This is a genomic window from Streptomyces sp. NPDC006552, from assembly GCF_040611655.1.
In the GTDB taxonomy this organism is placed as follows: domain Bacteria; phylum Actinomycetota; class Actinomycetes; order Streptomycetales; family Streptomycetaceae; genus Streptomyces.
In genome coordinates this window covers 24,773-39,921 of record NZ_JBEXOS010000046.1, presented here as the reverse complement: position 1 = coordinate 39,921, position 15,149 = coordinate 24,773, and the positions used below count along the sequence as shown (strand labels likewise).

Genomic DNA, 15,149 nt, shown 5'->3' with positions numbered 1-15,149 from the left:
GTCATGCCTTGATCAGCCCGGCCCCGTGCAGGGCGTCGGCCGCCGCGGCGACGGTGTCGAACGCGAGCCCGGACCGCTCGGCCACGTCGAGCAGGCTCCGCTCCCCGTCGGAGAGGCTGAGCACCCAGAGCATGGCCAGCTGGGCCTGCTGGGTGTCGCTGCGCCCGCCGAGGGCGTCGTACAGACCCCGCCGGCCCAACTGCGGTTCGCCGTACGGACTCAGGTTGACGTACCGGCGGTTGCGGTCGAGGAGGGCGAACGCCTCGCGGCACACGGCCAGGGTGTCCGCCATCGCCTCCGGGGCGACGAAGGACGGGTCGTCCGCCGAGGTGTGGTACTCCGGGTATCCGGCGTACGGCGTCCGGGTCAGCGAGCCGACACCGAGGTCGAAGCCGGGGGAGCAGTACTGGCGCTCGTCGTACCCGTACGGGGTGAACTCGGTGACCCGGTGCGGGCGCCCCGAGGTGGCGAGGACGTGCCGCAGCACCCGGTCGATCTCCGCGTCACCGCGCCTGCTCTGCTTGTACGTCAGGTCGCCCCGGTCCCCGGCGCAGGCCAGCACCAGACCGTGCTTGACCCGGTCCACCCGCTCCGCGTTCCGGGCCAGCCAGGTGATCGCGCCGATGGTGCCGGGCGCGAAGATGAACCGGTAGGTGTAGTACGGCGTACGCCCGGCCAGCTCCCTGGCCAGGTAGGTCGCCACCGCGATGCCCGCCAGGTTGTCGTTGGCCAGCGACGGATGGCAGGTGTGGCAGGAGACGATCACCTCGTCGCAGACCTGCCCGGGGACCACGTGCTCGGCATAGGTGAGGTGGCCGTCGGCGAGCGTGGAGTCGACGCACACCTCGTACTCGCCCTCCTCCAGCGCGTCCAGCGTCTCCTGGGCCAGGCAGAACCCCCACCGCGGCTGGTAGTAACTGGTGCGGTACGGCACCCAGGACGGGTGGTCCGGCAGGGTGTACAGGTGCTCGCGCAGCTCGGACAGCGGCATCCGCGCCGACACCGGCACGCTGTAGCCGAGCACGTGCAGGCTGGACGCCGCGAAGTCGACGACCCGCTCACCGGCCGCGTTCGCGACGTAGGCGTCCCGGATGTTCCACTCCTGCGGCACCGTCCAGTCGAGCACCTGCGTCCCCGTCGGCACCTCGTGCACCTGGAGCGGGAGGTACTCGCCGACGATGTCCAGGGTGGCGCGCACCCCGTCGCCGGTGATGCTCCGGCACAGCGGGTAGAGCCGCTCCACGAGCGCGTGCATCGCCGCGCCGGCCGCGGTCACCCGCGCCGCCGCAGGGTGGCGTCGACGGCCTTCGCCTCGGTGGCGGCGCGCAGCACGGCGAGCCGGGTGAAGCGCCGCTCGAAGTCCTCCCGGGTCAGGTCGAACTTCCGGTAGGCGTCGGCGAGTTCGACAGCGCCCTGCTTCACCGTCCACGCGCAGTCGAAGCCGGGGATCGCGGCCCGGAACCGGGAGAAGTCCACCCGGTAGGAGCGCGGGTCGGCGCCGTTCTCCCCGGTGATCCGCACCCGGGCGCCGGGCACCGCCTCGGCGACCTGCCCGGCGATCTCGGCGACCGTGACGTTGTTGGTCTCGCTGCCGATGTTGAACGCCCGGTCGTGGACCGCCTCGCGCGGCGCGGTGAGCGCGGCGGCGAAGGCGCGCGCGATGTCGGCGGCGTGCACGAGCGGGCGCCAGGGAGTGCCGTCGGAGAGGACCAGCACCTCGCCGGAGAGGAGCGCGTGGCCCACCAGGTTGTTCAGCACGATGTCGGCGCGCAGCCGCGGGGAGAAGCCGAACGCGGTGGCGTTGCGCAGGTACACCGGGGTGAAGTCGCCGTCCGCCAGCGCGTGCAGGTCGTCCTCGACCCGCACCTTGGACTCGGCGTACGGCGTCACCGGACGCAGCGGGGCGTCCTCGCCGACCAGGTCGCCGCCGCCGGCGGCGCCGTAGACCGAGCACGTGGACGCGTACAGGAAGCGCCGTACGCCCGCCTCGCGGGCCAGCCGGGCCAGGCGCACCGAGGCGTGGTGGTTGATGTCGTAGGTCAGCTCGGGCGCGAGCGAGCCCAGCGGGTCGTTGGAGAGCGCGGCCAGGTGGATCACGGCGCCCACCCCGGACACGTGGTCGGCCGTGACGTCGCGCAGGTCCACCCGGTGCCCTGCGGGGTCCGCGGGCGGCGGGCCGAGGACGCAGTCGGCGAACAGACCGGCGTCGAGACCGACGACTTCGTGTCCGGCGGCCGCGAGCACCGGGGCCATGACGGTGCCCAGGTAGCCCTGGTGTCCGGTGAGCAGTACGCGCAAGGTTCATTCCCCCAGGTCGAGAGTGAGTTTGGTGACGGCGAAGGCTTCGGCGTAGCGGGCGTGGCACTCGATACCGCGGATCCGTGCGAGGCCGAGGAAGGCCTCGCGGTCGTACCAGGGCCGGTGCCGCTGCGAGGGGTAGTGCTCCTGCAGCAGCCGCACCTTCTCCTCGGCGGTCTGCGGCGTCAGCGGCTGGTACGCCGCCATCCGGCCGAGATCGCCGTCCCACTTGACGATCTCGTAGCCGAGCACGAGATGGTCGCGGAAGGCGGTGGGCATCAGCTGGGCCAGGCCCCGGTGGTCCTGGTGCGCGTCGTCGGTGCGCGGCGCGAGGACGAGGTCCGGATCGGTGCGCGCGCGCACCTCCTCGACCGCGGCCTTCGCCTCGTCCCAGTGCACCGGCAACCGGCCGTCCGGCAGCTTGAGCACGGTCAGACGCAGGTCGGCGCCCGGGCAGAAGGCGGCGAGCGCGGCCCGCTCCTCCTGCTCGCGCTCGCCGCCGCCCCCGGAGAGCACCAGCGCGTCGACGCGGATGCCCGGCCGCGCCTGGCAGAGCGTCAGCAGTGTGCCGCCGGCGCCGATGGCGATGTCGTCGCAGTGCGCGCCCACCGCCACGATCCGCTCCAGGCCCCGCGCCCCGAGCCGGATCACGCGCCCACCCCGGCCCGGTCCCGCTCCCACACGGCCCACGGGCGCTCGCCGCGGGCGTAGGCGGCGTCCAGCGCCGCCCGCTCCTTCACCGTGTCGGTCGGCTTCCAGAAACCGCGGTGCTGGTGCGCCACGAGCCGTCCGCTCTTGGCCAGTTCGGCGCAGCCGTCGGCGACCAGGTCCCCGCCCTCGGGGATGTGGTCGAAGACCTCCTGGCGGAGCACGAAGTAGCCGCCGTTCTCCCACAGCGGCAGCTCGCTCACCGCGGTGATGCCGCCGACCAGGCCGTTCTCGCCCAGCTCCACACAGTGGAAGGAGGACTGCGGCGGCACCACCATCATCGACGCGCCCGCGTCGCGCCCGGCGAACTGCTCGATCATCCGCGGCAGCGGGGCGTCGGTGAGCACGTCCGCGTAGTTGGCGAGGAACATCTCGTCGCCGTCCAGGTGGTGGCGGACCCGGCGCAGCCGCTCACCGATGGGCGACTCGATGCCGGTCTGCGCGAACGTGATCGTCCAGTCGGAGATGTCCGTGGAGAGCAGCTCCGTGCGCCCGCCCCGCAGCACGAAGTCGTTCGACGTCGTCTCCTCGTAGTTGAGGAAGAAGTTCTTGATGTGGTGGGCGCCGTAACCCAGGCACAGGATGAACTCCGTGTGCCCGAAGTGCGCGTAGTAGCGCATGACGTGCCAGATCAGCGGGCGCGGCCCGACCATCGCCATCGGCTTGGGCACGTCGTCCGCGGCGCCGCTGCGCATCCGCATTCCGTAACCGCCGCAGAACAGTACGACCTTCATGCTGCGCCCTCTCCAGACGTGGCTTCGACAACGCTCAGTTCCGGTATGGGGAAGACCAGCCGGCCGCCCCAGTCGTGCACGAAGGAGAGCTGCTCGACCAGCTCCTCCCGCAGGTTCCACGGCAGGACGAGGACGTAGTCCGGCCGGTCGGCCTCGATCTGCTCCGGCGGCAGGATCGGGATGCGGGTGCCCGGCGTGTACCTGCCGTGCTTGTACGGGTTGCGGTCGACCGTGTACGCGAGCAGGTCGGGCCGGATGCCGCAGTGGTTGAGCAGGGTGTTGCCCTTGCCCGGGGCGCCGTAGCCGACCACCGTCTCGCCGCGTTCGGCCGCCTCGATGAGGAACTTGAGCAGGTCACGGCGGACCTTGGCCACCCGGGCGGAGAACTCGGTGTACCCGGACAGCTCTTGCAGCCCGGCCGCCTTCTCCCGCGCCAGCACGTCGGCGACCCGCGCGGACGGCTCGCCCGCCGCCTCGGCCGGCCGGGCCCACAGCCGGATGGAACCGCCGTGCGTGGGCAGCAGCTCGACGTCCACAAGCGCCAGTCCGCCGCTGGCCAGCGCCCGGATCGCGGAGGCCACCGTGTAGTACTGGAAGTGCTCGTGGTAGATCGTGTCGTACTGGTTCTGCTCGATCAGGGTCAGCAGGTGCTGCACCTCGATGGAGACCCAGCCGTCGTCGGCGACCAGGGAGCGCAGCCCCTGGGTGAAACCGATGACGTCCGGGATGTGCGCGTACACGTTGTTGGCCACGACCAGGTCCGCCGGGCCGTGCTCGGCGCGGACGGCCGCGCCGGTCTCGGGGGAGAGGAACGCGGTGAGCGTGGGCACCCCCGCGTCCCGCGCCGCCGCACCGACGTTCACCGACGGCTCGACGCCGAGGCAGCGCAGACCGCGCTCCACCACGTGCTTGAGCAGGTACCCGTCGTTGCTCGCGACCTCGACCACGAAGCCGTCCGGGCCGAGGGCCGCCCGCTCCACGGCGTCCGCGACGAACGTGCGCGCGTGCTCCACCCAGGAGGTGGAGAAGGACGAGAAGTACGCGTACTCCTCGAACGTCTCCTCCGGCGTGATCAGCGGCGGGATCTGCGCCAGCCAGCAGTCGGTGCACACCCGCAGGTGCAGCGGGTACGCGGGCTCCGCCAGGTCGAGACGGTCAGCCGCGAGGAAACTCTCGCACGGCGGTGTCGCTCCCAGGTCGACGACGCTCTCCATCGCCGCCGAGCCGCAGAGTCGGCATCGTGTCATCTACTTCCCCCCATTGCTCTCGACCGCCCCGCGATCGCGGTGCGGTACTCCTCCTCCAGGCGCTGCAGGCCGACGGCCGGGCTGAAGCCCCGCTCGTAGCGGCGCCGGGCCGCCCGGCTCATCTCCTGGTTGCGCGCCGGCTCCGCCGTGATCCGGCGCAGACAGGACGCCAGCGAGGCGGCCTCGCCCGGCCGGTGCAGCAACCCGCTCACGCCGTCCTCGACGAGTTCGACGAAGGAGCCGTGCGCCGCTGCGACGGCCGGGACCCCGGCCGCCATCGCCTCCGCGACCACCAGGCCGAAGGTCTCCATCGCCGTCGAGGGAGCCAGCACGGCGACCGACCGCGCCACGGCCTCCTGGCACTGCCGCGGGTCGTACAGGCCGACGTAGCGCACGTCGTCCCGGCCCGCCGCCCAGGCGGACACCGCCCCCTCCAGCGGCCCCGTCCCGGCGATGACGAGCGGCACCCCCACGCCGCCCTCGGCGGCGAGCAGGTCCCACGCGGCCATCAGCAGCCGCACGCCCTTCGCCTCCGCGAGCCGGCCCAGGAAGAGCAGCTGCTCACCCGCGCCCTGACGGACCAGCCCCGGATCGGGCACGAAGTTGTGCTTCACCGCGAGCTTGCCGGCCGGCATCCCGGCCCGCACCAGCACGTCGCGCTGGGCCGCCGAGATGCACAGGAACCGCTCCACCCCGGCCCACCACCGCCGCCGGTTGACCGCCAGGCCGACCGCGAGCGGCACCGTCGCAAGGCGGGATCCGCGGTAGCAGCCGTGCCGGACGGCGGGCAGCGGCACCGTGGTGCCCGCGCACTCGGTGCAGACCCGGCCGTCCCGCTGTAGCGTGCCCGGCGCGCACACCTGGGTGTAATTGTGCAGCGTGGCGACGGCCGGCACCCCGGCGTCGGCACAGGCGGAAAGGACCGCGGGGGACAGCAGCGGGAAGACGTTGTGCACATGGACCACGTCCGGCCGGTCGGCACGCAGCCGCGCGGCCAGCTCCGAGCGGACCGCGGGGTTGAACGGCACGAGCAGCGGCACCGCGGCCTTGCCCGGCAGCGACCGGCCGGCGATGTCGTCGCTGCGCCGCTCGAACCGCCCGACCCGGTGGCCGGCCGCGCGCAGCAGCTCCACCTCCTGGTCGACGACGCGGTTCTCGCCGCTCGGCTGCGCCGAGCCGTAGTGGTTGTGCACCACGAGGACGTGCATGCTCAGGTCACCTCCGAGGTCCGGGCCCAGCGCGGGACACGCCGGCGCGGGAGCGCGGGCGCCGGCAGCGGCGTGGCCGGCGCGGCGGGCGCCGCCAGCAACGAGGCGGCCAGGGCGAGATGGAGCAGGTACGGCGAGGCGTCGCCCAGACCGGCTTCGGTGTACGAGGACATCGCGACGTAGCTGATCAGGAAGATGGCACCGGCCCGCGCCGGCGACGGCGGCCGCAGCAGCGCCACCCCGCCGAGCACCACGAACATCGCCGCCACGAGGGCGACCCCGGTCAGGCCCTGCTCGTTGTAGACGGCCAGCCAGCTGTTGTCGATCGGCAGCCCGCCGAACGACTTGTCGCCGAGCCCCGTCCCGAACAGCTGCTCGGCCGTCGAGCGAGGCGCCGCCAGCAGGGCGTCCCAGACCTTGGCGCGGCCGGTGAGACTGCTGAAGTTCTCCTTGCTCTGCCCGCGCAGGAACCACGCCTGCAGCGCGGAGGCGAGCGCCAGCCCGGCCACCGTGGCGACCACCACCGACCAGGCGAAGAAGCGGCGGGCGGCGGCGCTGGTCAGGACCAGCGAGCCGATCGCCAGGAGCAGTCCGACGAGCAGGCCGAGCGTCGCCGTGCGGGTGTGCGTCATGGCGAGCAGGACGAGCGCGACGACGATGATCACCGCGGCGCCGCGCCCGTCGGTCCCGCGGGCGAGGAGGAGCAGCACGGTGAGCCCGATGATCACCGCGGCGTACTGCCCGATCTGCGGCGGGGTGAGCGGCCACAGGGCGCCGACCAGCCGCCCGCCGTACAGCTCGGGCATGGCCGCGCCGGGCGAGATCGCCAGGCCGGCGGCGGCCGTCGCGATCGCCGCGAAGTACATCCGGATGTGGTGGCGCACGAACGTCGTGCTCCCGTCCCACCAGCAGCTCAGCAGCCACAGCGTGGCCACGAAGAGCGCGAGGCGGCAGCAGCGGAACAGCGCACCGAGTCCGGACTCAAGGTGCAGGCTGGAGAGCACGCTCGGCACGAGCAGCAGCGTCAGCAGGAACAGGAAGGCGCTCGGCCGGATCCGCAGCCGCCGGTTGAGGACGAGCGCCAGCGTGAACGCGGCGACCAGCGCGCCCATCGTCACCAGCTGGATCAGGGACCGGGGCAGCGGGACGATGGTCTTCGCCCCGGCGGAGCCGAGCGTGTTCAGGCCCAGCAGCCCCCAGACGACCCCCACCGCCCGCGGGGTGCGCGCCGGTTCGTCGGCCACCTCAACCACCGCCCCGCAGGTCGAAGGTGCTCCCCGTGTCCTGCTGGTACGGCGTGCCCTGCCACTGCACGGAGTCCAGCACCCGGCTCGGGTCGTGCGCGACGAAGTTCCACGTGCCGACGTAGACGTTGTCGTGCCAGCGGTTGTGCTGCCTGCCGGTGATCGCCTCCGCCACCCGCTCACCCTTGTACGGGGACCAGTCCGGGTAGGTGCCGTAGTTGGACAGGAGCCCCATCCGGTCGCACAGCTTCGTGCAGTCGACGACCGCCTTGTCGAGGGCGAAGCGGTTGTCGTGGATGTCCACCCGCTGGGTCTTCCAGCGGCAGTCGTCGTAGAGCGGGGTACGGGCGATCGCCGGCTGCGCGCACCACTTCGCCCGCTTCACCAGCAGCGTGCAGTCACCGGTCGAGGTGTTGGCCGGGCTGTTGCAGAACCGGTCGGCGCCCTCCCACAGGGTGATGCCGTTCCAGTTGTCCTCCAGGACGTTGCCGGACACCTCGATCTTGTCCGTGCGGGCCTCGACGCGGGGCTCGCCGCCGGACTCGGACAGGTAGAGCGTCGCGAACGGGAAGCCGTCGCCGCGCTCGGCGGCCCGGCGGCCCTCCACCCAGTTGTTCCGCCGGATCGTGTTGTCCCGGATGACCGCGTTGTAGCTGATCTCGTAGATCAGCGCGGCACCGTCGTTCTTCTCGATCACGTTGTCCTGGATGCGGAAGTCGTTGTTGTTGGTGTCCGCCCACAGCCCCGTGCCGCGGTTGTCGTGCACCCAGTTGCCGCGCACGTCGGCGCGGTCGACGGCCCAGAACTTGATCCCGCCGGTGCAGCCGCAGCCCTCCTGCCGCCGCTCCCAGTCGCCGGTGTTGTTGCCCACGATCTCGTTGCCCTCGACCACCAGGCCGCGGATGGAGTCGCCGTCCTTGTACGCGTTCATGCCGTACTGCCCGTTGCCGCGCAGGCAGTTGCCGCGCACCTGCTGGCGGGCGCCGGCCATCAGCCCGGCGCCGGAGTTGTACTGGATCGTCGAGTCCTCGATCACCCAGCCGTCGGCGGAGCCGTGGTTGACCACGCCCTCGTTCTGCGGCGCGACGAAACCCTGCACGGTCAGATGGCTCACGCGGACGTCCGGGGCGTCACCGCCGAACGCGTACTGGTTCTTCTTGCGGCCGTCGAGCACCGCGCCGGGCGCACCGAGGTAGCGGTCCCCCTTCTTCGGGATGACCTGCGCGTAGCGGTCCGCTTCGAGCGTGTGCCTGCCCGGCCGGAGCCAGAACGTGGTGTGCGGCGGGTTCTCCCGGGTCTTGGCCGCCAGGTCGTTCACCTTCTTGGGGTCGACCACTACCGCGCCCGGCGGCGGCTTCGCCGGTCCGGCGGCGGGCCCGGCGCACACCCGGGCCGCCGGCCGCGCCCCGGCCGCGGACGCGGAGGCACCGGGCTCCGGCGCGGCATCGTCCGGCGTACCCGTGCTCGTACATCCGGCGACCGCGAGCAACACCAGCGCCGACGGCGCGGCCCAGTTCCGCCACGTGATCCTCACGCGCCCTCCTGGCCGCGGAACCTGAGTACGGTGGTGAACTCCCCGGGCCGCGCGGTGTCGTCGGCCGGGCCGGTGGTACCGGTGCCGATCAGCGTGGTGGCGGGTTCCTTGCGTCCGAAGCCGGGGGAGTACCAGCCGAGCGGCGGGTCGCTCTCGCCGCGGTGCGCACGCCAGTTCAGCTGCGCGGGCAGGTCGAGGACCGCGGAGCGGCCCTCGCCGTCCCGGATCCAGGTGAGCCGGGCCCGGCTGCCCACCAGGTCCGCGGCGACGGCCGGGCCGAGATGGAACGCCAGCCGCACCGGCCGGCCCGGACCCCGCACCTCGTCGACGACCCGCAGCTCCTCGGGCGCGGCGGTCAGCTCCACCCGGCGGCGGTGCACGGACGGCGCGTACCCGTCGTGCTCGGCGCTCCAGCGGGCCGTCCCCCCGTCCAGGGCGCCGCCGGGCTGCGCGGTCAGGACGCGGCTGCCGGCGTGCCGCGTCCACAGGAACGGACCCCCGGCGACGGACTGGTCCCGGCCGTCCAGCTCCAGGGTGTTGTGGCCGAGCGTCGAGCGGAAGTACCGCCGCCACTCGGGCTGCCCGTGGTAGCAGAACGTCCCCGGGTCGGCGAGGAGGTCGACCCCGTCGTGCCGGACCTCCAGGGACAGCGCGTCCGCGTGGGCGTGCGCGGCGATGGAGAGGAAACCGTGCGGTCCGCCGTCGCAGCGGCACCAGAGCCCACCGGGGCCCCGCAGGATCGTCACGCCCGCGTCGGCGAAGTGGGCCGGGCGGGCGGCCGGACGGCTCACGTTCCCGGTCTTGGCGTACGGCAGCAGCAGCGCGGCCAGCAGCGGGGTGCGCACGTCCGTGCCGGTCACCCGCGGCCACCAGGGGAGCCGGCCGAACACGGCCTCGCCGGTGGCCAGGAGCGAGCCCCAGCGGTCGGTGCCCGCCCCGTCCACGACCAGACCGTGCCCGTCGTCCCCGTCGCCCTGGCGCGGCGGCCGCAGCCGGTCGTCGACGACGGCCGCGAGCGCGTCCGTCATCCGCAGCAGGACCAGCCGCACCGTCGTCGGGACCGGCACGCGGGCGGCGTCCGCCTCGGCCAGCGCGGCCAGGCCCAGCTCCAGGACCAGGCCGTGGTACTCACCGGCCTGCTCGCGGTTGAGGCCCGAAGGGAAGGTGTTGCTCCGCAGGTGGCGCTCCAGGGAGCGCAGCGCGTCCGCACGCCACCGCCGCGAGGCGGGGAACCAGTCGAAGGCGCAGGCGGCGGCGAGCTGCCCGGCGGCCTCGGCGACGACGTGGTTGTTGGCCGACGACCCCCGGCTGGGGAACGCGGCCAGCCACCGCTGGTGGTGCCAGATCTGGCGCAGCGCCACCGGATTGGACTCGAAGAGCGCCGCCGCCCCTGGCCAGCCGTCCAGCAGCCGGCGCACCCACACCCACGACAGCAGCCGGATGCCCAGCTCGATGCCGCTGACCCAGTGCACCCCGCGCAGCGGCGGGTTGGCCGACCACCACGACCGCAGGTGCGCCGCCACGCGCTCGGCGTACCGCTCGTCCCCGGTGACCGCGTAGGCGGCGGCCAGGACGGTCAGGTACTGGTGGCGCGAGGGCTCCCAGATCTGCTTGATGTCCCCGACCGCCTCCTCGTCGCGGTAGGGCACGTCGAAGGCGTACCCCGCCGGCGCCCTGCGCCCCGTCCTCGGGTCGTACCACCAGTCCGGATCGGCCAGGTCGTCGCGGACCACGCCGAAGAACTCGGCCTGCCCGCCCAGCAGCCGGTCCGCCGCGGCGACGAGCCGCTCCGCGGCGTCCGCGGGGACCGCCTCGATCGTCCCCGCGGGCAGCAGTGCGGTGAACCGGGCGCCGGTCACGTCCGGGTACTGCGGCCGTGCCGTGTGCCACCGGCGCCGGCGCGCCGTGTCGAGCGCCCGGCCGCCGATCTCCCGCGGCCCCATCCGGGACAGCCGCCGCAGGTACCAGCCCGGGCTCGTCGCGTCCACCGTCATCGGGCGCCCGCCAGCGTCACCGGCGCGCCGGAGGCCAGGCCGCGCCGTACGGCGAGGGTGGCCGCGGTGGTGGCGACGAGCGAGTCCAGCGGCACCGGCATCGGCCCGCCGGACCGCACCGCCCGCACGAACGCGGCCAGTTCGGCGTTCTGGCCCTTGTCCCGGGCCTGCGGCAGCCGGGAGCCGACCACCCGCTTGCGGCGGCCGTCGTACACGGCGGCACGGACGAAGTCGTCGAGCCGCAGCACCTTGCCGTCCGCGACCAGGTCGAGCGTCTCCTTGGGGAAGCTGCCGGGGCCGGTGGTGACGTAGCTGAGCGTGGCGGTGGAGCCGTCCGGGTAGCCGAGGACGATCTGCAGGTCCTCGTTGCCGGCGGAGGCGGTCGCGTAGACCGAGACCGGGTCGGACCCGAGCAGCCAGCTCGCCGTGTCGATGAAGTGCCCGCCCTCGCCCGCGAACCGGGAGCCCTCGGCGCCCTGCTGGAGGTACCAGCTGCCCTGCTGGAGGCGGCCCGCGTTGACCAGGTAGCGCAGGCTCGCCGGACCGGTCCGGGTGCCGAACCGCTGCTTCGCCTCGGTCAGCAGCGGTGCGAAGCGGCGGTTGAAGCCCACTTGCAGCCGGTCGTTGCCGGACTCCTCCACCGCCGCCACCACACCGGCCAGCTCCTCCTCGGTCAGGGCGAGGGGCTTCTCCACGAAGACCGCCTTGCCCGCGAGGAGCGCCTTGCGGGTCAGGTCCGCGTGCGAGCTGTGGCGGGTGACCACGAACACCGCGTCGACGGACGGGTCACCGAGCACGGCGTCCAGGTCGGTGGTCGCCTCCGCGAAGCCGAACTTGCGCTGGGCGTTGGCCGCCGACAGCGCCGTCGTCGTGACGACCGTGGCCAGCTCGACGCCCGCCCGGCCCGTGAGGTGCGGCAGCAGCATCGACGTCGCGTAGTTGCCCGCGCCGACGAACGCGAGGCGGACCGGCGCGGAGGTGGCCCGCACCGGCCGCCGCCGCGCGGGCACCGCGGGCACCGCCACCGTCGGAGCGGGCGCGGGCTCCGTCCCCCCGGGCCGCGCCGGGTAGCGGAACAGCACCGCCACGGCCTTCAACTCGCCGTCCTTGAGGCGCTGATACGTCTGAACGGCGTCGTCGAAGTCCGCGACGTGCGAGACCAGCGGCTCCACGTCGACGCGGCCACGGGCGACCAGATCGAGGAAGCACGCCAGATTGCGGCGCTCGGTCCAGCGCACATAGCCGATCGGGTAGTCGCGGCCCTCCAGCTCGTACTCCGGGTCGTAGCGCCCGGGGCCGTAGGAGCGCGAGAAGCGGACGTCCAGCTCTTTCTCGTAGTACGCGTTCCACGGCAGGTCCAGGCTGCACTTGCCGATGTCGACGACCCGGCCGCGGTCCCGGCTCAGCTCGGCCGCCAGCTCCACCGGCTGGTTGCTGCCACCGCCCGCGGCCAGATACACCTGGTCCACGCCGTGGCCGTCGGTCAGCTCGACGACGGCCGCCTTGACGGCCGTGGACGCGGGGTCGCCGCAGGCCACAGCACCCAGCCGCGCGGCGAGTTCGCAGCGTGCCGGATCCGGGTCGGCCCCGACCACCCGGACCCCCGAGGCCGTCAGGAGCTGCACGACGAGCTGTCCGATCAGCCCGAGGCCGATGACCAGCGCCACCTCGCCGAGCCGCGGGTCACCCTGGCGGACGCCCTGCATCGCGATCGACCCGACGGTCCCGAAGGCCGCGTGGCGCGGCGCGAGGCCGTCCGGCACCGGGGCGTAGAGGTTCGTCGGCACCCAGTTCAGCTCGGCGTGCAACGCGTGCTCGTTGCCGGCGCAGGCCACCAGGTCACCGACCTTCACATCGTCCACGCCGGCGCCCACCTGCTCGACCACGCCGCACAGCGAGTACCCCAGCGGCGTGTAGGAGTCGAGCTTGCCCATCACCTTGCGGTAGGTGGCGGGCACCCCGTTCGTGGCCACGCTCTGCATCACCTTGGCGACCTGGTCGGGGCGCGAGCGGGCCTTGCCCACCATCGACATGCCGGCCTCGGACACCTTCATCAGCTCGGTCCCGGTGGAGATCAGCGAGAAGGCGCTGCGCACCAGGACGCCGCCCGGCTTGCACCCCGGCGCCGGGACGTCGAGCAGCGCCAGTTCGCCGCTCTTGTAGTTCTGCACAACCTGTTTCACCCGAGCTCCTCTTGAGTCCACACCGTCAGCGCCTTCTACGCCGGCCATGCCGTTCACACCGTCCACGCGCTCAGGCCGCCCCGCTCCGGCCGGCGCCGGCGGTCGCGCCGCGGTACCAGTACTCGAGCGTCAGCACATGCCACAGATGCTTGGAGAAGTCCCGCTGCCCGGCCGCGTCCTGCGCGACCATCCGCGCCAGCGCGTCCCGGCGCAGGAACCCGGAGTTGACGAGCACACCGTCCTGCACCACCTCACGCACCAGCGGCGCCAGGTCCCGGCTCATCCAGGCCCGCAGCGGAGCGCTGAAGAGGCCCTTGGGCCGGTACACGATCTCCCGGGGCAGGATCGAGGTGGCCGCCTCCTTGAGCGCGGCCTTGCCCTGCCGGCCGACGATCTTGCGGTCGCCGGGCACGGCGAACGCCGCCTTCACCACCTCCACGTCCACGTACGGCACCCGCACCTCGGTCGACGCGGCCATGCTGGAGCGGTCCGTGTACGCGAGGTTCAGCCCCGGCAGGAACATCCGGGCGTCGCCCAGGCACATACGGTTGACGAAGTCGTCCAGCTCGTTGTCGTGGTAGACGTCCGCGTGCTCGCCCAGCACGTCGTCGACCGTCCCGGCCAGGTCGGGATCGACGAGCGCGAGCAGTTCCCCCCGGTCGTACATGGTGTAGCTGCGCCGGAACGCGGTCTCCTCCGGCAGTTCGGCGAAGGACAGGAACCGCTTGGCGAACCGCACCGAGCGGTAGCCGCGGCGGCTCGTCGCCACCGGCAGCCGGTCCACGGCCCGGTGCAGGCCGCGCCGCACGGGCCGCGGCACCCGCTGGTAGCGCAGCGCCAGCAGGTTGGCCAGGTGCTTGCGGTACCCGGCGAACAGTTCGTCGGCGCCCATCCCAGAGAGCATCACCTTGACCCCGGCCTCCCGGGCGGCCGAGCAGATCAGGAACGTGTTGATCGCGGCCGGGTCGCCGATCGGCTCGTCCAGGTGCTCGGTCATCCGCGGCAGCAGGTCGAGCACGTCGGGGGCGATCTCGATCTCGCGCAGATCCACCCCGAACCGCTCGGCCACCTGCCGGGCGTAGCGCAGGTCGTCGGGCATCGCCTCGAACCGGGCGTCCTCGGCGCGGAACCCGATCGTGTACGCGGAGATGCCCGGCCGGTGCCGGGCGGCCAGCGCGGTCAGCCAGCTGGAGTCGAGGCCGCCGGAGAGGAAGGTGGCCACGGGGACGTCGGAGAGCAGGTGGCGCCGGGTCGACTCCGCCACGACCGCCGCCAGGTCCGGCTGTTCGCCCTGGCGGGCCCGCTCCTGACCCTCGGCGGCGACGGCCTTCAGGTCCCAGTACCGGCCGCGCTCGACCCGCCCGTCGGGCAGACACCGCAGCCAGCTCCCCGGCGGCAGCTTCTCCGCCTCGCGGAACGCGCACCGCGAGTCCGGGACCCAGTAGTAGAGCAGCGACGCCACGAGCGCCGCGGGGTCGACGTCGAGCGAGCCGCCGTTCACCGCGGCGAGCGCCTTCAGCTCGGACGCGAACATCAGGCCGCCGCCGCGCCGCAGCAGGAACAGCGGCTTGATGCCCAACTGGTCGCGCGCCAGCACCAGTTCTCCGGTCCGCTCGTCGAAGATCCCGAACGCGAACATGCCGCGCAGCCGGGGCAGGCACTCCGTGCCCCACCGCCGCCAGGCCTCCAGCACCACCTCGGTGTCGGAGGTGCCCCGGAAGCGCACTCCGGCGGCGGCCAGTTCGGCGCGGAGTTCCGGCGCGTTGTACAGCTCGCCGTTGTACGTGAGCGCGAGACCGTCCGAGACCATCGGCTGGGCGCCGGTCCCGGACAGGTCGATGATGGAGAGCCGGCGGTGCCCTAGGTGCACCTCGCCGTCACCGAGCCGGTGCCCGTACCGGCCCGACCCGTCCGGGCCGCGGTGGGCCAGGATCTCGGTGAGCCGGTCGGTCACGGCCTTCCCGTCCGGCCATCGGTACGTGCCTGCGATGCCACACAT

At 73.2% G+C, this 15,149-nt stretch carries 11 protein-coding genes; all 11 read right to left on the bottom strand.

The window, feature by feature from the left end:
- Position 1 precedes the first annotated feature (1 nt).
- The 11 genes from ABZY33_RS24485 to asnB all read right to left on the bottom strand — a co-directional run bounded on the left by ABZY33_RS24485 (position 2) and on the right by asnB (position 15,149).
- On the bottom strand, positions 2-1,255 hold the full coding sequence (locus ABZY33_RS24485; protein WP_356493817.1) for a DUF4910 domain-containing protein: 1,254 nt from the start codon (positions 1,253-1,255) through the stop codon (positions 2-4).
- Between the two features lie 17 nt (positions 1,256-1,272).
- Positions 1,273-2,298, bottom strand: a complete 1,026-nt coding sequence (locus ABZY33_RS24480) for an SDR family oxidoreductase (protein WP_356493792.1) — start codon at positions 2,296-2,298, stop codon at positions 1,273-1,275.
- A 3-nt stretch (positions 2,299-2,301) separates the two neighbouring features.
- On the bottom strand, positions 2,302-2,949 hold the full coding sequence (locus ABZY33_RS24475; protein WP_356493791.1) for a PIG-L family deacetylase: 648 nt from the start codon (positions 2,947-2,949) through the stop codon (positions 2,302-2,304).
- Positions 2,946-3,740: a glucose-1-phosphate cytidylyltransferase gene (locus ABZY33_RS24470; RefSeq protein ID WP_356493790.1), complete on the bottom strand. Its 795-nt coding sequence runs from the start codon at positions 3,738-3,740 to the stop codon at positions 2,946-2,948. The genes ABZY33_RS24475 and ABZY33_RS24470 overlap by 4 nt, the downstream gene beginning before the upstream one ends.
- Positions 3,737-4,987, bottom strand: coding sequence for a class I SAM-dependent methyltransferase (locus ABZY33_RS24465; protein WP_356493789.1), 1,251 nt, complete (start codon positions 4,985-4,987; stop codon positions 3,737-3,739). The genes ABZY33_RS24470 and ABZY33_RS24465 overlap by 4 nt, the downstream gene beginning before the upstream one ends.
- Positions 4,984-6,195, bottom strand: coding sequence for a glycosyltransferase (locus ABZY33_RS24460; protein ID WP_356493788.1), 1,212 nt, complete (start codon positions 6,193-6,195; stop codon positions 4,984-4,986). Before ABZY33_RS24460 ends, ABZY33_RS24465 begins: the two co-directional genes overlap by 4 nt.
- Positions 6,196-6,197: 2 nt before the next feature.
- Complete coding sequence (locus ABZY33_RS24455; RefSeq protein ID WP_356493787.1) at positions 6,198-7,439, bottom strand: O-antigen ligase domain-containing protein; 1,242 nt, start codon at positions 7,437-7,439, stop codon at positions 6,198-6,200.
- Between the two features lies 1 nt (position 7,440).
- On the bottom strand, positions 7,441-8,973 hold the full coding sequence (locus ABZY33_RS24450; RefSeq protein ID WP_356493786.1) for a right-handed parallel beta-helix repeat-containing protein: 1,533 nt from the start codon (positions 8,971-8,973) through the stop codon (positions 7,441-7,443).
- Complete coding sequence (locus tag ABZY33_RS24445; protein ID WP_356493785.1) at positions 8,970-10,967, bottom strand: alginate lyase family protein; 1,998 nt, start codon at positions 10,965-10,967, stop codon at positions 8,970-8,972. Before ABZY33_RS24445 ends, ABZY33_RS24450 begins: the two co-directional genes overlap by 4 nt.
- The gene (locus ABZY33_RS24440; RefSeq protein WP_356493784.1) at positions 10,964-13,150 is read right to left on the bottom strand and encodes a bi-domain-containing oxidoreductase; all 2,187 of its coding nucleotides are present in this window, start codon (positions 13,148-13,150) and stop codon (positions 10,964-10,966) included. Before ABZY33_RS24440 ends, ABZY33_RS24445 begins: the two co-directional genes overlap by 4 nt.
- A gap of 70 nt (positions 13,151-13,220) precedes the next feature.
- The gene (gene asnB, locus ABZY33_RS24435; protein ID WP_356493783.1) at positions 13,221-15,149 is read right to left on the bottom strand and encodes an asparagine synthase (glutamine-hydrolyzing); all 1,929 of its coding nucleotides are present in this window, start codon (positions 15,147-15,149) and stop codon (positions 13,221-13,223) included.

Bases quoted from the DNA above. Each gene is read 5' to 3' on its own strand.
- ABZY33_RS24485 (WP_356493817.1), bottom strand. From the start codon at position 1,255: ATGCACGCGCTCGTGGAGCGGCTCTACCCGCTGTGCCGGAGCATCACC.
- ABZY33_RS24470 (WP_356493790.1), bottom strand. From the start codon at position 3,740: ATGAAGGTCGTACTGTTCTGCGGCGGTTACGGAATGCGGATGCGCAGC.
- ABZY33_RS24465 (WP_356493789.1), bottom strand. From the start codon at position 4,987: ATGACACGATGCCGACTCTGCGGCTCGGCGGCGATGGAGAGCGTCGTC.
- ABZY33_RS24460 (WP_356493788.1), bottom strand. From the start codon at position 6,195: ATGCACGTCCTCGTGGTGCACAACCACTACGGCTCGGCGCAGCCGAGC.
- ABZY33_RS24445 (WP_356493785.1), bottom strand. From the start codon at position 10,967: ATGACGGTGGACGCGACGAGCCCGGGCTGGTACCTGCGGCGGCTGTCC.
- asnB (WP_356493783.1), bottom strand. From the start codon at position 15,149: ATGTGTGGCATCGCAGGCACGTACCGATGGCCGGACGGGAAGGCCGTG.